This is a genomic window from Vibrio sp. 970, assembly GCF_033339075.1.
This window is the reverse complement of record NZ_JAWOTW010000025.1, coordinates 21524-41306: the sequence shown is the minus strand read 5'-3', so window position 1 is coordinate 41306 and position 19783 is coordinate 21524. Positions and strand designations below refer to the sequence as shown.

Below are 19783 nucleotides of genomic sequence, written 5' to 3'. Positions count from 1 at the left end.
TTAAGAAGGTACTCAAGAGGAAGCTATTCGTCGGCGTAGATTTTAACGCTCAGCTCGCCTTGCGTATTAATGCCTGCTCGGTACATGCCAGAACTGTTCATCGCAAAGTGCATCTCACCTTTAGCATCAATGGCAATCAAACCGCCCTCTCCGCCCATCTGTTTGAGATCACCTTGGATAATGTGTTCACAAGCCGTATGAATATCTTCTTGTAAGTAACGCATACGTGCTGCAACGTCTTCCGCAACACGTTTACGAATAAAGAACTCGCCGACACCCGTAGTGGAAACTGCCACGACGCCATTTTCGGCCACCGTACCACAACCAATAAGAGCCGAATCTCCGACTCGGTTGTATTTCTTATTCGTCACGCCACCCGTACTGGTGGCAGCGGCTAAGTTGCCTTGTTGATCTAACGCTACCGCACCAACCGTACCGTGCTTACGGTCATCTGGGTAACGAGATTCCGACAAAGCAAACAGTCCTTTCTCACGCATAGACAGCAACTGCTCATAACGGCGATCAGTAAAGAAGTAATCTTGCTCGGTATACTCATGGCCTTGCTCAAAAGCAAACTTCTCTGCGCCCTCACCCACCAACAGCACATGATTGCTGTTTCGCATCACGTCACGAGCGAGCTCAATTGGGTTTCTGATATGACGAACCCCAGCGACCGCGCCTGCTGCAAGGTTTCGCCCATCCATCACAGAAGCGTCCATTTCAACCATTTCGTTGTTGGTCAGCACTGAGCCTTTACCCGCATTAAAGTTAGGAGAGTCTTCCAATACTTTCACTGCCGCTACGACGGCATCTAAGGCTTCACCGCCCGTGTCTAGAATTTGATGTCCCGCTTTTACCGCAGCTTCTAAATCCGCCAAGATGGATTGTTGCAGCTCATCGCTCATCTGTTCACGCAAGATGGTGCCTGCACCGCCATGAATGGCAATCGAGAAAGGTTTCGTCATCGCTTTGTCCAACTGTTATTCCTTGTATGGTTGGCACTACACCTTAGATAAACAAAAAGCGCAAGTTGAAAACTCAACTTGCGCTTTTCAAAACTTTGCTAGATAAAGATTATCTAGTGAAGGAGCTTATGATTAGTGAGAACCACAGCTACCACCGCCACAGCAGCCGCCTTCTTCTTCGTGATCGTGGTCATGATCGTGACCACCACAACAGCCACCACCTTGATGGATGTGACCGTGTTCGATCTCTTCTGCTGTTGCTTCACGTGTAGACATAACTTCTACTTCGAAAGTTAGTGTTTGACCAGCTAACATATGGTTACCGTCAACGACCACTTCGTTGCCGTCAACTTCTGTTACTTCAACAGGGATTGGACCTTGGTCAGTGTCAGCTAGGAAGCGCATGCCCACTTCGATTTGCTCAACGCCTTGGAACACGTCCGCAGGAACGCGCTGTACTAGCGCATCGTTGTGCTCACCGTAAGCTTCTTCAGGAGCTACCGTTACTGAGAACTTGTCGCCAGCCACTTTACCTTCAAGTTCTTTTTCAAGACCTGTGATTAGGTTGTTGTGACCGTGAAGGTAATCTAGAGGTGCTTCTGCTGTTGATTGATCAACAACGACACCGTCTTCCATCATTACTTTGTATGCAAGGCTTGCAACAACGTTCTTTTCAATTTTCATACTAACTCCAGGGAGATTAATTGACTTAACCTGAATGGGGTTAAGTACTGAGATATCTGGGTGTATTATGGGGATCAATTATCGAAGTTCAATTACTCCGGCTTAAAAATTCCGATCATTTCCTGATCTGAGTGTTTATTTTTCTCTACAGATTGTGGTTTACGCTGCTCTGTAAACTCACACTCGACACACTCAACTAATTCGATGTTATTTTCAATCCACCAGCGCAGGGTATCTTGCTGGCTGCAATTTGGGCAGCTAGCGCCGGCAATAAAACGTTTCTTGATTTTCACGCTATTTCCTTAGCTTGAGTCTTGGCTCAAGTACTACTTCCAATGATTAGGTGACTGATGGTCGCTCTCCATTTCACGACCAAATATTTCTTCTAGCTCTTTGCGGGCCTCTTTCGCTCTTTGAGCTAATTTCTTATCTTCATTGTGTTGAGGCAATAAGTCTTTAAGCATAGCATTATCTAACTTGCGAAAATGTGCTTCTGCCCGCTTTGCTTGATAAGGATGCATACCCAGTTCTACGAGCGCTTGGCGACCGAGATCTAGCGCCCCTAAAAATGTTTCACGAGAGTAATTCTCTACACCATGACTCATTAACTGGTAAGCCTCGACACGACTTCTTGCTCGGGCTAACAACTTAAGTTTCGGGAAGTGCACGCGACAAATGTCCACGATGGCCATCACCTCATCAGGTGAATCAGTACAAATAACCAATGCTTCCGCTTTATCAGCGCCAGCAGCCCTCAATAGGTCAATTTGTGTCGCATCGCCATAAAACACTTTGTAACCATACTTACGTAATAGGTGGATTTGGCTGGCATCACTTTCTAATACTGTCACTTTGATTTTATTGGCATACATTAAACGTCCGACGATCTGACCGAAACGTCCAAAGCCTGCAATGATAACGCGTGGTCGGCGATCCACGACTTTCGTGGTCATGCCCTCTTCTTCTTGATTCAGGGTATGAGCAAACCACTTCTTTTGTCCCATCAGCAAAAGAGGAGTCGTCACCATGGATAGACTGACCACCACCAACAGAAACGCCACTTGCTCTTTGGACAAAATGCCCTCTTGGCTCGCCGCGGTAAATATGACAAAGGCAAACTCACCGCCTTGGCTCAAAATTGCAGCCATACGGCTTCTCGCTTTGGCTCCGACACGGGCAGCTCTCGCCAATGCATACAAAACCAAACCCTTAACCACGACCAAAGCCACCACCGCACCGAGAATCTCTAAAGGATGTAATGCCAATAACCCCAAGTTTACCGCCATGCCCACCGCAATAAAGAATAACCCCAACAACAGACCTTTAAATGGCTCGATAGCGATTTCCAACTCATGGCGATACTCACTCTCTGCCAGCAAAACGCCTGCTAAAAAAGTCCCCAATGCCATCGAAAGGCCGAGCTTTTGCATCACGACCGAAATGCCAAGCACGACTAAAAGTGCAGCAACGGTAAAGAGCTCACGAACGCCGCTCATCACGACAAAACGAAATAGCGGACGTAGTAAAAAGTGACCTCCAATCAACAGTGCTACCACACTGCCTAAAATAGTGAAGACATCCAACCAACTTCCACCACTATGCCCGCCTGCTAGCAAGGGCAACATCGCCAGCATCGGGATCACTGCAATATCTTGAAAGAGCAGCACCGCAAAACCAGATTGCCCCGTTTCGGTACCATTAAGCCCTTGCTCTTCAATGACTTTAAGCGCAATCGCCGTCGAGGACAGCGCCAACCCCATCCCGATCACCAAACTCACTTGCATGCTTACGCCAAACATACTGACGACACTACCAATCACGGCGGTCGTGACCACAACCTGCGCACCGCCTAAACCTAAAATCGGCCCTCGCATCTGCCACAATTTTTTAGGGTTTAATTCCAGCCCTATCAAAAACAGTAACAACACAACCCCAAGCTCGGCAAAATGCAAAATGGCATCAACGTCGCTAATTAAGCCAAGCCCCCATGGGCCAATCAACACACCAGCGAGTAAATAACCTAAAACCGAGCCAAGCCCAAGGCGCTGAGCAATCGGCACCGCAATAACCGCAGCCGAAAGAAAGACCACACTGCTTTGAAGAAACTCACTGGTGATCGCCATACTGACCTCCTCGCTCTGCCGCTTGCCAGTTTTCAAGTGGGTTACTCAACCATCCACGGTATAACTCGGCATGTTCGTAGCGTTCAATATCCGAAACATTTCTTGACCAATACAACACCAGAGGTTCAATCCAGTGCATTTGGCATAGGGCTGCCGTCAGTTCAAACGGTTGCAAGATTTGCTCAAGTGGGTATTTGTTGTACCCCTTCGCGCTGAAGGCTTCTTCTTTACCACCTGTTGTAATGACACTACGCCAGTATTTTCCTTCTAGCGCCGCACCTCCGCCAAACGCAAAGCCTTTACCTAACACTCGGTCTAGCCACTCTTTTAATAGGGCTGGACATGAATACATATAAAGTGGGTGGTGAAATACAATCACATCGTGAGCGAGCAACAACTCATGTTCGTAATTCACATCAATAAAGAAATCAGGGTAAACACCGTAAAGATCGTGCACAGTGACGTGATCAAGCGACTGAGCTTTTTTTATCATCACTTGATTGGCAATCGAGTTATGTGGCTCTGGATGAGCATAAATGACCAGAACTTTTGGGAGAATAGACGGTGCAACAGCCAAATGGTCGTCCTTGTGGTTATTTTTATCCGTTATCAAATTGTTATACTTTTTTGTACAGCATAATGCAATTAAAGCGAATCAATCGACTTTTCCGGTCAATACCCCTACTATTCACCGCTAGATATATACCCAAGTGGCTTTAAAAACGATTGAAACCACTTCGCTATGTAACCAAGCAACGCGCACTGCGCAAAGTGAATGAAAACTTTATGATTACCTTCTCTGATATTCAGTTACTGCGTGGCGGTAAACCTCTTTTAGACCAAGCTTCTGCGACTATTCACCCTGGCGATAAAGTCGGTCTTGTGGGCAAAAACGGCTGCGGTAAATCAACGCTGTTTGCCCTACTGAAAGATGAACTGTCAATTGATGCTGGCTCATTTAGCCAACCTCAACATTGGGAGTTGGCCTGGGTCGCACAGGAAACGCCTGCGCTAGAGCGCACTGCACTGGAATACGTCATTGATGGTGATCGCGAGTACCGAGCACTCGAAAAGCAGTTGGCTGAAGCAGAAACACAAGACAACGGAACCCTAGTTGCCGAGATACACGGTAAAATTGAAACCATTGGTGGTTACAGCATTCGCGCTCGCGCGGCAGAACTGCTCGATGGTTTAGGGTTCAGCCAAGAGCAAATGAGTTGGAGTTTGACCCAATTCTCGGGTGGTTGGCGTATGCGTCTTAACTTGGCTCAAGCGCTATTGTGTCGTTCTGATCTACTGCTACTCGACGAACCAACCAACCACTTGGATTTGGATGCGGTAATGTGGTTAGAGCGTTGGCTACAAAACTACCCTGGCACGCTGATTCTGATCTCGCACGACCGAGACTTCCTTGATCCAATTGTTGGTCGCATCATTCACATCGAGAATCAGCAGCTGAACGAATACACGGGTAACTACTCGTCATTCGAAAACCAACGTGCGCAAAAAATGGTGTTACAACAAGCGATGTTTGAAAAGCAACAGAAGCAGATGTCGCACATGCAAAGCTACATCGACCGCTTCCGTTACAAAGCATCAAAAGCACGCCAAGCCCAAAGCCGTATCAAAGCTTTGGAGCGCATGGAAAAAGTACTGCCAGCTCAATTCGATAACCCATTTAGCTTTCAATTCCGTGAGCCAGCTGCGCTGCCAAACCCAATCATGATGATGGATGAAGTATCTGCAGGTTACGGTGACAACCTCATCTTAGAGAAGATCCGCTTGAACTTGGTTCCTGGCAGTCGTATTGGTTTACTCGGCCGTAATGGTGCGGGTAAATCGACCTTAATCAAGCTGCTCTCTGGTGAACTTAACGCGCAAGGTGGTGACCTAACTTACTCACAAGGCGTGAAAATTGGTTACTTCGCTCAGCACCAGTTAGAAACGCTTCATCCTGAAGAAACGCCGCTGCAACACATGATGCAAATCGCACCCGATCAAACCGAACAGCAGCTACGTGATTACCTAGGTAGCTTTGGCTTCCAAGGTGACAAAGCACTAGAAAAAGTTGCGCCGTTTTCTGGTGGCGAAAAAGCCCGTTTGGTATTGGCTTTAATTGTGTGGCAAAAGCCAAACCTGTTGCTACTTGATGAACCGACCAACCACTTAGACTTGGACATGCGCCAAGCATTGACGATGGCACTGCAAACATTCGAAGGTGCGATGGTGATTGTTTCGCACGACCGCTATTTACTGCGCGCTACGACCGATGACTTGTATTTAGTGCATGATAGACAAGTTGCTCCGTTCGACGGTGACTTAAATGACTATTACAAGTGGTTAACCGAACAACAAAGAGCGGAACGCAAAGAAGCACAAGCCGCACAGCCAGCCAAAGATAGCGCCAACAGCGCGGCAGCGAAAAAAGAGCAAAAACGTCGCGATGCAGAGTTTCGAAAACAGACAGCGCCAATTCGCAAAACGCTGACACAACTAGAAAATAAAATGGATAAGTTAGGTGCTGCACTGGCCGAAGCTGAAGAACAATTGGCGGACAACTCACTGTATGCGGCCGAAAATAAAGCTAAACTTAACCAAGTGCTGGCACTTCAAGCTTCTAGTAAGGCTGAGCTCGAAGAAATTGAAATGGAATGGATGTCTGCTCAAGAAACGTTGGAGCAGATGGAGCTAGAGTTTAATCAATGAGTAATCAACACGCTGAATACACACTCACCCTAGAACACCTTTGGCAGTTTAGTCTGCAGTTTTATGGTGTGCGAGAAGTGAAAGAGGCGTGCTTATCATTGCAAAACAACTACCACGGTAACGTGAACCTACTCCTGCTGCTCAGATGGCTCGATGAGCAGCAACTCATTTTCCAAGAAAAAGACTGGCCCTTGGTGCAAGACTGTCTAGGTAGAAGCGAAACTTTACTTCACTCCTTTCGCGACCTTCGTCGCCACCTTAAGTCTCAAGTCAATGACGCTTTGTATCGTGAGACCTTGCAGTTTGAGCTGCAACTAGAAAAGCAGCAACAAGCGGATTTGGTGGACTGCATTAACTCACTTGCACTACTCAAAAATGATGGTGACCCACTGACGTTGAGATACTGTCGTCAACTCGGTGGGGAGCATTTGCAGCAAGCCTTTGCTATTCCGGTGCCAAACATTCAACCACCAAAACGCCCATAAATCTGTAGAATACCTATAATCTTTATAAAGGATTATATTAATAAGTTCTTCAACGGACACCGAAGGACCGCATAAGAGCAGTTAGGTATGACACAATTTTTCGCAGCCGCCGGGATCAAAAACCCGCATCTCCAAACGCTTTTGCCGCGTTTTATTCGCAAAAAAGCGTTATTTACGCCGATTTGGCAAACCCTCGATACATCCGATGGCGACTTTCTCGATCTCGCGTGGAGCGAGGACCCAACCCAAGAGCCTGCACAAAAAAAGCCGATTTTTGTTTTATTTCATGGATTAGAGGGGTGCTTCTATAGCCCTTATGCCAATGGGTTAATGAATGCATTTGCTCAATCTGGATGGCTGTCGGTGATGATGCATTTTCGTGGCTGCAGCGGTAAACCAAACAAAAAAGCACGAGCTTACCACTCGGGTGAAGTGACGGATGCTCGTTACTTCCTAGAGCACCTTGAACAACGTTTTCCTGATAATCCCAAAGTTGCAGTTGGTATTTCTCTTGGCGGTAACATGTTGGCGAATTATTTAGCCCAATATAAAGACCACCCTATTTTGAATGCAGCGACTATTATCTCAGCGCCTTTAGACCTAGCGGCGTGTGCAAACCGTATAGAACAAGGCTTTTCAAAAGTGTATCGCCGTTATCTGCTTTCTTCACTGAAACGTAACGCGTTACAAAAGCATCATCTACTGCATGGCGAGCTTGCGCTGTCCTACAACTCAATAAAACGTGTCACACGATTGTATGAATTCGATGATTTGATTACGGCACCATTGCATGGCTTCAAAGACGCACAAGATTATTACGACCAATGCTCTGGCTTAAGTAAACTACAGCAAATCACGCTACCCACACTGATCATCCATGCCAAAGACGATCCGTTCATGACCGACGATGTGATCCCGAAGTTTGTTCTGCCAGATAACATTGATTACCGTCTCTTTGAACACGGTGGCCATGTTGGCTTCCTGACAGGAACGGCGTTAAAACCTAAGTTTTGGTTGGAGGAAGCGCTGCCCGCGTATTACGAAAGTATCGCCGCAGATTACCTTTCTGCTGTATCCAAGCAACGAACGCAGTAAACTAGCCGCTCATCATAAAAGTTAGAGGTATTTATGATCATTCCATGGCAAGACATTGCGCCGGAAACATTGGAAAACTTAATTCGTGAATTCGTCTTACGCGAAGGAACGGATTACGGAACCGTCGAGGTTTCTTTGCAAGACAAAATTGATCAAGTTAAAGCTCAATTGGAAAAAGGTGAAGCGGTTATCGTGTTCTCTGAGCTACACGAAACCGTCGATATTCAACATAAAACAAAATTTTAGACCCTTCACATTTTACCGTATCCCACTCGATGACAAGGTATTGTTACGTGCTATAGTGGGATATCGACCGTGCAGTAGTAACTCTACTGCACATTACAGGTAAGTAATTTTCGACAAGGTTTGTCATGTCAGCTAAACACCCAATTATTGCGGTTACTGGTTCGTCCGGTGCCGGCACGACCACTACATCTGAAGCCTTCCGTAAAATGTTCAATATGATGAACGTTAAACCCGCATGGGTTGAAGGCGATAGCTTCCATCGCTTTACTCGCCCAGAAATGGACATCGAAATTCGCAAAGCCCGCGAGCAAGGTCGACACATTAGCTACTTTGGCCCACAAGCTAATGACTTCCCGGGACTAGAAGAGTTTTTCCGTAAGTTCGGGCATGATGGCACTGGCAGCGTGCGCCGTTATCTGCACACGTTTGACGAAGCGGTTCCCTACAATCAAATGCCAGGCACGTTTACACCGTGGCAAGACTTACCCGAAAACAGCGACGTGCTGTTTTATGAAGGGTTACATGGTGGCGTGGTGGATGGTGATGTTAATGTTGCTCAACATGTGGATTTCTTAATTGGCATGGTGCCGATTGTGAACTTAGAGTGGATACAAAAATTCGTACGCGACACTCGCGATCGCGGCCATTCGCGTGAAGCGGTAATGGACTCAATCGTGCGATCCATGGACGATTACCTCAACTATATCACTCCTCAGTTTTCTCGTACTCACATCAACTTCCAGCGCGTACCGACCGTTGATACTTCCAACCCACTTAATGCAAAAGGCATCCCTAGTTTGGATGAGAGTTTTGTGGTGATTCGCCTACGCGGTATCAAGAATGTCGACTTCCCATATCTGCTGGCCATGATTGATGGCTCATTCATGTCACGCCACAACACGATTGTCGTACCCGGCGGTAAGATGAGCTTTGCAATGGAGCTCATAGTTCGGCCTATCCTACAACAGCTCATCGAAACAGGGAAAATTGGCTAAAAACCTGCCTGCGAAGATGTTTACTTTTCATACCGTGATCATGTGCACAGTTTTGCTTACAAAATCTCAATCATGGCACGATTAAAATCAAGAAATCGTTTTCGAAAAAGGATACTATTTCTTACCGAAACACAAGAGAGCTTGCAGCATATAAAAAGTGCTCTTATTCTAGTAGGCCTAATTCAGGCTTAGCTAAAATATGGATAGCGCAAGCGTACCCTGCAGAGGAAGTGAGATATTATGGTTCTAGGTAAACCTCAAACCGACCCAACATTAGAGTGGTTTCTTTCACACTGTCATATTCATAAGTACCCTTCAAAGAGCACGCTAATTCACGCGGGCGAAAAGGCAGAAACTTTGTACTACATCGTTAAAGGTTCTGTTGCGGTTCTTATCAAAGACGAAGAAGGTAAGGAGATGATCCTTTCTTACCTAAACCAAGGAGACTTTATTGGTGAACTTGGTCTATTCGAGGAAGACCAAGAGCGCACAGCTTGGGTTCGTGCTAAATCTCCTTGTGAAGTTGCTGAAATTTCTTTCAAGAAGTTCCGTCAGCTTATCCAAGTAAACCCAGACATCCTAATGCGTCTTTCTGCGCAGATGGCTCGTCGTCTTCAAGTAACTAGCCAAAAAGTGGGTGACCTGGCGTTCCTAGACGTAACTGGTCGTATCGCTCAGACGCTTCTGAACCTTGCAAAACAACCAGACGCAATGACTCACCCAGACGGCATGCAAATCAAGATCACTCGTCAAGAAATCGGTCAAATTGTTGGCTGTTCTCGTGAGACAGTAGGTCGTATTTTGAAGATGCTAGAAGAGCAGAACCTAATCTCTGCTCACGGTAAAACCATCGTGGTTTACGGTACTCGTTAATCTCAAACTAGAGTGACACGAACAAAATTATAAAAGCCACCAATGGCAACATTGGTGGCTTTTTATTTGCTCATGACCAAATGAGATAGGGTGCAGCGAACACTAATGAGTAAGCTTAACAGGTTAACCCTAAAACTTAGCCATTCGTACTTTCAAAGATTTTGTCAGCTGAAGCGGCCACGAAACCTGGGTACAAATCACCATTTTCCATCGGATAGCGCTTAGCAAATTCATAAAACCCGCCAGGGATAATTTCAGTGCCTTCGCTAAAACGAACCGCTACTTTATCAGCCATGGTCGATGACTGCTCTAGCAACACCTCAGGAGTGCCCTTCACTTCACCACCATTTTCATTAATGGTAAACCCAGCGGTACGCAGATGATCGTTTACCTGCTTCACTTCTTCATATTCATTGAGTTGGTTAACGCTCACCGTGAAGTGGTTTGCTCCGTAACCATGCGCCGCAAGCCAAGATGCGTACTCACTTTCTTTAGCCAACGTTTGGTAATCAGCAAAGCTTAAATCCCACAAGCGTCCACCATGTAAGAATGCGCTATCGTTCAGCTTGTCAGCATCGACTTGTGCCACCAAATTTTTCACAATCTCTTGTAGCTCAGGCGAGCACTCTTCAACTTTTAGCTCACTAATAAATACTTTAGGTTGCTTCGGATCTGGGTGCTCATAGTGCTTAGCAACCAGCTTTTTGCTTTCGAAAATGTAATCACCACACGCCTTGTAACCAATAGCTACAAATGGCTTAGCTAGAGTTTCAATACCAAGAGGCGCGATATTGAAGGTACGTAAAGCTATATGATCATTCATCAGAGGCTCATCTTCTTGAAGCAGCTGATGCACTTTAGCAGCCGAAGGGCAAAGACGTTGAATGTAATCTTGCCATAGCGATTCAAATAACACATCGGGCGTCATAACGACTCCTTGTTACGAGATGTAGAGTTTAAAGGTAAGCGGAAGTTGGCTGCTCGTTCACAACAAAAGTTGTCCAGAATAATGAACGAGCAACCATCAACCTGTGACGGTAAATGCCAGTCAGTCAACACGCTTTTCCGAGTCTTTGCTCACTTTTCGTGTTCTGCCAACGATCACTACAACCCATACCTAAATGATGCGCCGGCAAGGTGAGCCGCAATGCATAGTTGCGACTCTATTATTAAAACTTATAGCGCTACACCTGGACTCAATGTTGCAGGCAAGACAGTCTCTTGACCTTCCATTGATGCCATTGGGTACGCACAGTAATCTGCTGCGTAGTAAGCGCTTGGGCGCAAGTTACCCGACGCCCCCGGACCACCAAATGGCGCATCACCGCTTGCCCCAGTAAGCTGGCGGTTACGGTTCACGATTCCTGCACGAATGTGGTCAACGAAGTATTCCCATTCTTGGTCGTCGGTTGAAACCAAACCAGCAGATAAGCCAAAGCGCGTATCGTTTGCTAGCGCCACGGCTTTGTCTAATCCTTCGTAGCGCACCACTTGCAGAAGTGGGCCGAAGTACTCTTCATCTGGTAACTCAGCAATGTTCGTTACATCAATGATGCCTGGAGAAACAAACGCCGCCTCTCCTGCTTTCGCTTCAATCAAGCTTTCACCGCCAAGAGACTGTAGATTAGCTTGTGCATCAAGAATAAACTTGGCTGCCGCGACCGAAATTTGCGGTCCCATAAATGGCGCAGGTTCTGCAAATGGTTGGTCTACGCGAATATTGCGTGTCGCTTCAACGAGTTTGGTGATAAGCGCATCGCCTTTTTCACCCAATGGCACATACAAACGACGAGCACACGTACAACGCTGCCCAGCACTGATAAACGCTGACTGGATGATGGTGTAAACCGTGGCATCCAAATCACCATATTTATCAGAGATCACCATCGGGTTATTACCACCCATTTCTAGTGCGAGCATCTTGCCCGGTTGACCCGCAAATTGACGGTGTAATACATGCCCCGTATTTGCGCTACCCGTAAACAGTACGCCATCGATGCCTTTTGCGTCAGCTAGGGCGATACCAGTTTCTTTCGCGCCTTGAACAAGGTTAATCACGCCTTTCGGCAGACCGGCTTCTTCCCATAACTTCATTGCCAATTCACCCGTCCATGGCGTTTGCTCAGACGGTTTGAAGACTACCGTGTTACCAGCCAGTAGCGCAGGCACAATGTGACCATTTGGTAGGTGGCCTGGGAAGTTGTAAGGACCAAACACCGCCATCACGCCCAATGGGCGGTGGCGCAATACGATTTGGTTGCCTGCTGCTTCACGGCTCGCCTCACCAGTACGGTCATGATAAGCGCGAATCGAAATGGCAATTTTACCTGCCATGGCTGCTGCTTCAGTGCGCGTTTCCCAAATCGGCTTACCAGTTTCTTTGGCAATCACTTCGGCGATGTTTTCGCTGTTCTCTTTTACTTTCTCCGCAAAAGCCAACACGATTGCCTCACGCTCTGAAAATGGACGCTTTTTCCAGTCAATAAACGCTTCACGCGCTGCAGATACCGCCTGGTTCACCTGCTCTGCCGTTGCACCTTTGCCTTGCCAGATCACTTCTTGGTTGTACGGCGACAGAGACGTAAATGCTTCACCCTGACCTTGTACCCATTCACCTGCAATCCAATGTGTCATTGTTTCTATCCTTAAATTCTGTCGTCTGTTACTGCGGAAGAAGGCGAACGAAATCCCCTTCTTCAACCGAAAGTGCATCCGCAACGTCTGGTGCAATCATCACGCTTTGTGTTTCTGCGTCATACGCCGCTTTAGTGACTGTCGCACGGAAGTTCTCGAAAGATGAATTACACATCAAGAAGTCTTGTGTGCTGGAATGTTCAGAGATTTTGACTTGCGCACGGAATGAATGACGTACCGACTCAATATTACGCAGATCACACTCAACCGTTGGGCCACCATCGAAGATGTCGACGTAGCCTCGGTTGGTAAAACCTTCACGCTCAAGCAGCTTCAGCGCTGGACGCGTGTTGTCATGTACTTGACCAATCACGGCTTGCGCTTCTGGGCTGAGCAGGTTGATGTAAATAGGCAGTTTCGGCATCAAGTCGGCGATAAAGCCTTTCTTGCCGATACCTGTCAGGTAATCTGCAAGCGTGAAATCGATAGAGAAGAAATGCTCTTGAAGCCATTGCCAGAATGGTGAATTACCCTCGTCGTCTGAAACGCCACGCATCTCCGCAAAGATCGTTTCAGAGAAGCGCTCTGGGTGCTCTGCCATCATTAGGAAACGACACTTCGACATTAGACGACCATTCAGACCTTGGCGGAATTTCTCACGCAAGAACAAGGTACAAATTTCGCTGTTACCCGTGTAGTTATTACCAAAAGTAAGCAGTTTAACGACGTTGTTAACGCCAAGCTTTGGCGACGAGTGCACGACTTTACTAATGTGATATGAGTAAAATGGGACATCCCAGCCGATAGATGCTTCGATTCCGGTGGTACCCGCAACCTCACCCGTTTCAGAGTCAAAGCCAACCATCAGGTAGCCTTCATCGCCTGGTTCTGCCACATCTGGCTTACCAAAGCTGTACTCTGAATGTTTGATTCGATTGGTTAACAGTTCTTCGTTAACCGGTAGAGATGTAAATCCGTGACCAGACTCCACCGCACAAGTGTGCAGTGCGTCGTAATCCGACATCGCGATAGGGCGAACTACTAGCATCAATACTCCCTCCAGATGCAAGAAGATCCTAACTATATTGTAGGAACAATTCCCCCATCAGAGATCCTTGACGGGGGTGTCTGCGTTGACGTTTAAACTGATATCGCGCTTAAACTAAAGTCGCGATCGCTTTATCCAGTTTCGCCAAGCCTTCTTCAATTTCTTGTTGTGTGATAACGAGTGATGGTGTGAAACGTACGACATTGGCACCCGCAACCAATACCATGAGACCTTGTTTACCTGCAGCAACCAGCACGTCACGCGCACGGCCTTGCCATTCTTCATTTAGTGCAGCGCCAAGTAATAGGCCTTGACCGCGCACTTCTGAGAAGATGTTGTACTTCGCGTTGATCTTCTCTAGACCTTCACGGAACATTGCTTCGCGTTCTAGCACACCAGCCAACACCTCTGGCTTAGTAACTTCATTTACAACCGCTTCTGCAACCGCACACGCTAGTGGGTTACCGCCATATGTAGAACCGTGAGTGCCCACTTTCATGTGCTCTGCCAATTTTGCTGTCGTTAGCATTGCACCGATCGGGAAACCGCCACCAAGTGATTTCGCAGTACTTAGAATATCTGGCGTGATACCTAAACCTTGGTAAGCGTAGAAGTTACCTGTTCGGCCATTACCAGTTTGCACTTCATCGAAGATCAGTAAGGCGTTGTGTTTGTCACACAGCTCGCGAACCGCTTGAGCGAACTCAGGCGTTGGTGGCACGATGCCGCCTTCACCTTGTAGTGGCTCCATCATGACCGCACAAGTACGATCAGACATGTGTGCTTGTAAAGCTTCGATATCGTTGTAAGGAAGGTGTGTCACGTCGCCTGGCTTAGGACCGAAGCCGTCAGAGTATGCAGCTTGGCCACCAACCGTTACGGTAAAGAATGTACGACCGTGGAAACCTTGTTTGAATGCAATGATTTCAGACTTCTCAGTGCCATGAACGTCTGCTGCATAACGACGTGCCAGCTTCAAAGCGGCTTCGTTTGCTTCTGCGCCAGAGTTAGCAAAGAACACACGCTCAGCAAAACTCACTTCTGTTAGCTTTTTCGCCAGACGAAGGGCTGGTTCGTTCGTCATAACGTTACTTAAGTGCCAAAGCTTGTTAGCTTGCTCTGTTAGTGCGTTTACCATTACTGGATGACAATGGCCAAGACAGCTCACTGCAATACCACCAGCAAAGTCGATGTATTCATTACCTTCCTGATCCCAAACACGTGAACCTTCACCTTTAACAGGGATCATTTCCATCGGGTTATAGCAAGGTACCATTACCTCATCGAATAAACCGCGCTCTACTTTAATTTCCGTTGTCATTGCACATTCCTTCTTGATACCGCATGCGTAGCAGATAAGCGAATTTAACCGGCTCTCTTTGCCAGCAAATAATGTTTTGCATTTAAGCTATTGCGGCATTGTATTTACATTTAATTAACCATTTCAATAGTGATTTATTCTTTTCGTTCTCGAAAGCAACTTCCATTAATCACTGCTTATGACTATTTATGCATCAAGAAAGTAAAATAGAGAAGTGATTTTTTATAAATGTTATGTAATACAGGGGATAGAAGGTTTAAAAAGACATGAATAGACAAAGAGACTCGAGAGAACCGCATAGTTTTGCAATCCGCTCACCTCAGCAAAAAGATGAATGATTTGTTAAGAAAAGTGATCGCGATCAGATCGCTTTGCGCGCTAAAAAGTTCGCAAGCAACTCGTGACCTTGCTCAGTTTTGATTGATTCTGGGTGGAACTGCACCGCATCAATTGGCAAGGTTTTATGTTGGTAACCCATTATTTCATCCATGCTTCCGTCAGGCAGTTCTGTCCATGCAGTCAGTTCAAACACGTCGGGTAAAGTACCGTTTTTCACCACAAGAGAGTGATAACGAGTTACCGTGAGTGGGTTATTCAGATTTTTAAACACACTACGACCGTTATGACGAATCGGTGAGGTCTTACCGTGCATCACTTGTCGTGCACGTACCACTTCGCCCCCAAACACTTGCGCTATCGCTTGATGGCCAAGGCAAACACCCAATATTGGAAGCTTACCAGCGAAGTGTTCTATCGCTTTCAGTGAAATACCTGCTTCGTTCGGCGTACATGGCCCTGGCGAGATCACCAAATGAGTTGGGTTGATCGCCTCAATGCCTTGGATATCGATTTCATCGTTACGCACCACCTTTACGTCTGCACCAAGCTCGCAGAAGTATTGGTAAAGGTTGTAGGTAAAAGAGTCGTAGTTATCGATGATCAACAACATAAAGGGTCGGTTGCTCCAATCCGTTTTGGCAATGCTTACGTAGTGAATCGCCACGTTCGTGACAATCAAGGGCGGTATTTTGCTATACCAAGCAAGAAAGGCAAGTTTTTGCTGAATAAAAAGGCCAGCATAGGCTGGCCTTTGGTCTTTACAGCTATTTAGGAACTGTTTGTCAGAAAGTAAATTCGCTTAGCGGCGACGACGGAATAAGCCGAGACCTAGCAGCGCAAATAGCGCGCCAAAACCAAACGAACCACCATCTGAATCCTTCGACCCTTCTGTTCCAGTTTCAGTTTGCGTCATTGAAACATCACGAACAGAGCTAAACTTCACGATATTACCTGTCGAGTCAGTCACTTTCTCTTCTAACTGATAATTACCTTGCTCTGGCGTTTGTTCAAACTCAATATTCACACTACGCGCATCAATATCAGCTTGAACTAAGGTTTGGCTAGCCGAGTAAGCTTTCGTATCGCTACTTGCCGCAGCCGCTTGTGTGGATGGCGTTAAGTTCACCGTAACAATATCACCTACAACCGCCGTTGGTGGTAAACGGACATCGACGGCTAAGTTGTCACCTGCTTTCGGTAAATCGATGTCATCATCTGGTAAATCAATCGCGATGATCACTGGATCGTGGTCAGAGGCAGAGAACGCATCTTTGTACTTCGGCATATCACCTGTGTACTTGCTGCTGTATTCGAACAAGTTACTCTCTAGTGAGTTGATGTGCCAATCTTCAATTGCTACCACTTTTTGCGCTAGGCTACTGCTTGCCAATGCGTGGTCCAAATTACCCAGCTCGCCCGAATAGATGTAAGAAAACGTATCAGTGCCGTGCAGCAACGTATTTAAGTTGTGCAGACCGTAACCTTTTTCAATTTTGGTCTTCTCTACTTGAAGTTCACCATCACCAATGGTTGTGTAAGCAGCAGTATAAATGTCACGGCCGTATTTCTCTTTCGAGTAATCAGTCAGTGTCAGAAGTGGGTCTTCCATGCCATACGCATTGAGGTCGCCCATGAGCAATACATCGCCTTTCACCTCTTTCAACGCTTCACCCACTGCGTGCGCAGCAGAAACGCGGAAGTTGTTACAGTTGCCTTGCAGATCCGCTGGCTCAGAATCTTCTACACCAGCAATCCACTCTTCAATACACTCAGAGCCTTTCGACTTAAAGTGGTTTACGACAATAGACAAATCTTCACCCGTCTCTTTCACCGTAAAGGTCTGAAGTAGACTGTGTCGTTGGTACTTATCGTAAGCAGGGTTACTTTCTGTGCCCTCTTTACGAGTAATTGTGTTTTCTGCAATGTGCTGCTCTGGCGTGATGATCACTTTTGCAGCGTCTTTTGGCGTTACTGCGTTAGCACGATATAAAATCGCCACCATGATCGCATCACTGCCAAAGTATTCGTCTTGGTATTTGTCTTGCTCTTCGATTTCGACATACGTGTAATGATCTTCAGCGTCATCAATCTCAGCATTTAGGGCATCAACTAAGTTTTGGATAGCACTGCCATCACCAAAGCCATTGTTCTCGACTTCCATCAAACCAATGATGTCAGCGTCCATCTTGTTCATCGCCGCAACGATTTTCGCTTGTTGGATCAGGAACTCGTCTAGGTTAGTCGCACCACGGTTTTGTCCGGTTGGGTTTTCATGACCACTGTCAGCCACGGAGTTGAAGTAGTTCAGTACGTTGAAGCTTGCAATACGCAAATCTGATTCCGCAATCGCTGGGGCATCTTTACGAGCCACATCGAAGCCTTCACCTGAAGTCACAAAGTTGGTGTTATCGACTTCATTGGTCGCAATCAGACGGTATTCGTTGTAGCTGTAAGCCACGACACCCTGTAGACCTTCTACTCGAGAACCAAGGCGAATGTGCTGCTCTGAAGAGCCATCTTGGTCTGCATCTTTTGCAAAATCTGGGTAGTAAGGGATTTGGCCGTTTGGTGCTTTGCCATCAGATTCTAGGTATACGCGGTTCGCTGCGTTGTCTTTTGCTAGCTCAAAGGCTGCATCGCTCTCTGCTGCGTGCAATTGAGTCGGCTTAAACAATGGCGCTTCATGAGACAACATCATGTTGTTACGACGTGAATCGTAGTCGTAAGAGAAGTTGCGAGTTACAAACAAGTCACTTGCCGAAGTTAGTTCAACTTGCATACCTTCATGACGCTCTAGCGCATCACGTAGTGTTTCACCTTCTTTGATAACAAGATCGGTAACTCGAGGAATATCCGATGTGCCTGTTTTCACATAGCTGTTAGCATCAGAAGCAAGCTGAGTATTGCTGTAATACTCTTGAACTTTACCTTTCACACAAACAACGTCACCAGCTTTCAGCGCCGTGTCTGCCGCGTCAGTATGAATGAACAAGCCTTCTGAGGTCTTGTCGTTGTTGTCGCTTTCTAATGCTTGTAGGTAGAAACCTTTGGTTAGGCCAGTGGTAACAGCAGTCACGACACCCGTTACGAAATGATCTTCGTCAGTAATGTATGGGTAACCATCAATGAATGGAGACGTATCGCCTTCACCTTGAATATCTTGGATGGTAGTGAAGTTAGGTTGCTGACCGTCGACTTCACAAGCGAATGGTGCTGGTGGCTCAGTCGCATTTAGCTCACCAAGGCCGTCAATGTTGTCTTTCTCAAATGCCGTCCACTGAGATGCATCATAAGTAGCAGAAGGGGTTAGTGCATCACTGTTACGAACTAATGTGGTGTCTTTACCAAAATCTACGTCACCCATCACACCGATGATGTCGTGCACTTCACCATCTTTAAGCAGTGCGATCGGGTCGTCACCGTTAAAGTTCGCAACGCTTTTATCTGTGATATCCGAGACAGCTTTGATGGTATCGCTCGCGTCACCATGCGCCAGTACATACACTTGGTGAGCTTGTAGCGTCACTTGGCTAAGGTCGAATGTGCTACCCCAAGTACCACCACCGTTTGATGATTTCGCCAACTCGTAGCCAGTGAGTGTCACCGCAGTATCACCCGTATTAGCGATCTCTACCGCTTTATTATAAGCGCCGCCTTCTACGTATTGGGAAATAATAATCTCTGCGTTCGCGTTTGCACTAAGTGCACTGGCGATGGTTAATGCGAGTATTGAGGGTTTGATTAACGTGTCCATTGTCATACCTGATATTTATGTAAATGCAAACTTAGCTCTGGTTAGAGCCTGCCATTTGCGTCTACTATCAGGTTTATTTATGAAATAAATAAGAATGAGTAATTAAAGCCGTGAAATGAATCACATGTGAATATAAGAAAATATGCCAGAGCATCCCATTCAAACATTTTTTGTAATAAATACAGAGCGCTATTGATAAACAAGTCAGAATTTAGATTGATTACTCAGTTTACTTTTTCACTTCATGTTAAGGAGTAGAAAATACATCACTTGTTGAGTAGCTTATTAACCCAACCGTTCCTGTTACAAATAAAAAATATAATTAGTCACTAATTTAGAATGCTTTAATTTTCACTTGTATCACTGTTCAAGCCCAAGAATCTATTACTCGCTTCGCTCTCTCTTTTACAGGCCCCTCATACTTCAAAGTTTTCATGATTTATTCAATAACTTTTCATTACTCACTAGCCAAAAACATACACAAAAGATATAACACCTGCGCGAGACAATAAGAT

Annotated in this window: 17 protein-coding genes; 6 read left to right on the top strand and 11 right to left on the bottom strand. The window is 46.3% G+C overall.

The window, feature by feature from the left end:
* Positions 1-23: 23 nt before the first annotated feature.
* The 5 genes from R7Q11_RS23140 to kefG all read right to left on the bottom strand — a co-directional run bounded on the left by R7Q11_RS23140 (position 24) and on the right by kefG (position 4349).
* Positions 24-965, bottom strand: coding sequence for an isoaspartyl peptidase/L-asparaginase family protein (locus R7Q11_RS23140; protein WP_031812779.1), 942 nt, complete (start codon positions 963-965; stop codon positions 24-26).
* Between the two features lie 132 nt (positions 966-1097).
* A complete protein-coding gene (gene slyD / locus R7Q11_RS23135) occupies positions 1098-1649 on the bottom strand; it encodes a peptidylprolyl isomerase (RefSeq protein WP_005381451.1) in 552 nt (183 codons plus the stop codon).
* Positions 1650-1741: 92 nt separating this feature from the next.
* Positions 1742-1942: a YheV family putative zinc ribbon protein gene (locus R7Q11_RS23130; RefSeq protein WP_005381449.1), complete on the bottom strand. Its 201-nt coding sequence runs from the start codon at positions 1940-1942 to the stop codon at positions 1742-1744.
* 33 nt (positions 1943-1975) lie between these two features.
* The gene (gene kefB, locus R7Q11_RS23125; RefSeq protein ID WP_005382809.1) at positions 1976-3772 is read right to left on the bottom strand and encodes a glutathione-regulated potassium-efflux system protein KefB; all 1797 of its coding nucleotides are present in this window, start codon (positions 3770-3772) and stop codon (positions 1976-1978) included.
* On the bottom strand, positions 3756-4349 hold the full coding sequence (gene kefG, locus R7Q11_RS23120) for a glutathione-regulated potassium-efflux system ancillary protein KefG (protein WP_017821749.1): 594 nt from the start codon (positions 4347-4349) through the stop codon (positions 3756-3758). The genes kefB and kefG overlap by 17 nt, the downstream gene beginning before the upstream one ends.
* 209 nt (positions 4350-4558) lie before the next feature.
* On the opposite strand from kefG, the gene R7Q11_RS23115 reads away from it, so the two are divergent.
* The 6 genes from R7Q11_RS23115 to crp all read left to right on the top strand — a co-directional run bounded on the left by R7Q11_RS23115 (position 4559) and on the right by crp (position 10172).
* On the top strand, positions 4559-6478 hold the full coding sequence (locus R7Q11_RS23115; RefSeq protein ID WP_053307381.1) for an ABC transporter ATP-binding protein: 1920 nt from the start codon (positions 4559-4561) through the stop codon (positions 6476-6478).
* Positions 6475-6963, top strand: a complete 489-nt coding sequence (locus R7Q11_RS23110) for a TIGR02444 family protein (RefSeq protein ID WP_033907158.1) — start codon at positions 6475-6477, stop codon at positions 6961-6963. Before R7Q11_RS23115 ends, R7Q11_RS23110 begins: the two co-directional genes overlap by 4 nt.
* A gap of 87 nt (positions 6964-7050) precedes the next feature.
* Positions 7051-8058: a hydrolase gene (locus R7Q11_RS23105; RefSeq protein ID WP_033907159.1), complete on the top strand. Its 1008-nt coding sequence runs from the start codon at positions 7051-7053 to the stop codon at positions 8056-8058.
* Positions 8059-8091: 33 nt separating this feature from the next.
* Positions 8092-8304 carry a YheU family protein gene (locus R7Q11_RS23100; RefSeq protein ID WP_005382815.1) on the top strand — a complete coding sequence of 71 codons (213 nt, stop codon included), beginning with the start codon at positions 8092-8094 and terminating at the stop codon, positions 8302-8304.
* A 125-nt stretch (positions 8305-8429) separates the two neighbouring features.
* Complete coding sequence (locus tag R7Q11_RS23095) at positions 8430-9299, top strand: phosphoribulokinase (protein WP_005381434.1); 870 nt, start codon at positions 8430-8432, stop codon at positions 9297-9299.
* A 240-nt stretch (positions 9300-9539) separates the two neighbouring features.
* The gene (gene crp / locus R7Q11_RS23090) at positions 9540-10172 is read left to right on the top strand and encodes a cAMP-activated global transcriptional regulator CRP (protein ID WP_005381432.1); all 633 of its coding nucleotides are present in this window, start codon (positions 9540-9542) and stop codon (positions 10170-10172) included.
* Between the two features lie 136 nt (positions 10173-10308).
* On the opposite strand, the gene R7Q11_RS23085 is transcribed toward crp, so the two are convergent.
* The 6 genes from R7Q11_RS23085 to R7Q11_RS23060 form a co-directional block, all read right to left on the bottom strand.
* Complete coding sequence (locus tag R7Q11_RS23085) at positions 10309-11100, bottom strand: DUF1338 domain-containing protein (protein WP_225466748.1); 792 nt, start codon at positions 11098-11100, stop codon at positions 10309-10311.
* Between the two features lie 248 nt (positions 11101-11348).
* Complete coding sequence (gene astD, locus R7Q11_RS23080) at positions 11349-12806, bottom strand: succinylglutamate-semialdehyde dehydrogenase (protein ID WP_225466747.1); 1458 nt, start codon at positions 12804-12806, stop codon at positions 11349-11351.
* A gap of 28 nt (positions 12807-12834) precedes the next feature.
* On the bottom strand, positions 12835-13854 hold the full coding sequence (gene astA, locus R7Q11_RS23075) for an arginine N-succinyltransferase (RefSeq protein WP_005381422.1): 1020 nt from the start codon (positions 13852-13854) through the stop codon (positions 12835-12837).
* Positions 13855-13963: 109 nt separating this feature from the next.
* On the bottom strand, positions 13964-15175 hold the full coding sequence (locus tag R7Q11_RS23070; RefSeq protein ID WP_005381420.1) for an aspartate aminotransferase family protein: 1212 nt from the start codon (positions 15173-15175) through the stop codon (positions 13964-13966).
* Between the two features lie 361 nt (positions 15176-15536).
* Complete coding sequence (locus tag R7Q11_RS23065; protein ID WP_033907164.1) at positions 15537-16124, bottom strand: aminodeoxychorismate/anthranilate synthase component II; 588 nt, start codon at positions 16122-16124, stop codon at positions 15537-15539.
* A gap of 189 nt (positions 16125-16313) precedes the next feature.
* Positions 16314-19268 (bottom strand): ExeM/NucH family extracellular endonuclease, encoded by a 2955-nt coding sequence (locus R7Q11_RS23060; protein ID WP_225466746.1) that lies wholly within the window; start codon positions 19266-19268, stop codon positions 16314-16316.
* Positions 19269-19783 lie beyond the last annotated feature (515 nt).

Excerpts from the sequence above, each read along its gene's own strand:
- R7Q11_RS23110 (WP_033907158.1), top strand. The coding sequence starts at position 6,475 with ATGAGTAATCAACACGCTGAATACACACTCACCCTAGAACACCTTTGG.
- kefB (WP_005382809.1), bottom strand. The coding sequence starts at position 3,772 with ATGGCGATCACCAGTGAGTTTCTTCAAAGCAGTGTGGTCTTTCTTTCG.
- astA (WP_005381422.1), bottom strand. The coding sequence starts at position 13,854 with ATGCTAGTAGTTCGCCCTATCGCGATGTCGGATTACGACGCACTGCAC.
- R7Q11_RS23095 (WP_005381434.1), top strand. The coding sequence starts at position 8,430 with ATGTCAGCTAAACACCCAATTATTGCGGTTACTGGTTCGTCCGGTGCC.
- R7Q11_RS23065 (WP_033907164.1), bottom strand. The coding sequence starts at position 16,124 with ATGTTGTTGATCATCGATAACTACGACTCTTTTACCTACAACCTTTAC.
- crp (WP_005381432.1), top strand. The coding sequence starts at position 9,540 with ATGGTTCTAGGTAAACCTCAAACCGACCCAACATTAGAGTGGTTTCTT.
- R7Q11_RS23100 (WP_005382815.1), top strand. The coding sequence starts at position 8,092 with ATGATCATTCCATGGCAAGACATTGCGCCGGAAACATTGGAAAACTTA.
- slyD (WP_005381451.1), bottom strand. The coding sequence starts at position 1,649 with ATGAAAATTGAAAAGAACGTTGTTGCAAGCCTTGCATACAAAGTAATG.
- R7Q11_RS23115 (WP_053307381.1), top strand. The coding sequence starts at position 4,559 with ATGATTACCTTCTCTGATATTCAGTTACTGCGTGGCGGTAAACCTCTT.
- R7Q11_RS23085 (WP_225466748.1), bottom strand. The coding sequence starts at position 11,100 with ATGACGCCCGATGTGTTATTTGAATCGCTATGGCAAGATTACATTCAA.
- R7Q11_RS23105 (WP_033907159.1), top strand. The coding sequence starts at position 7,051 with ATGACACAATTTTTCGCAGCCGCCGGGATCAAAAACCCGCATCTCCAA.
- R7Q11_RS23140 (WP_031812779.1), bottom strand. The coding sequence starts at position 965 with ATGACGAAACCTTTCTCGATTGCCATTCATGGCGGTGCAGGCACCATC.
- R7Q11_RS23060 (WP_225466746.1), bottom strand. The coding sequence starts at position 19,268 with ATGGACACGTTAATCAAACCCTCAATACTCGCATTAACCATCGCCAGT.
- astD (WP_225466747.1), bottom strand. The coding sequence starts at position 12,806 with ATGACACATTGGATTGCAGGTGAATGGGTACAAGGTCAGGGTGAAGCA.
- R7Q11_RS23070 (WP_005381420.1), bottom strand. The coding sequence starts at position 15,175 with ATGACAACGGAAATTAAAGTAGAGCGCGGTTTATTCGATGAGGTAATG.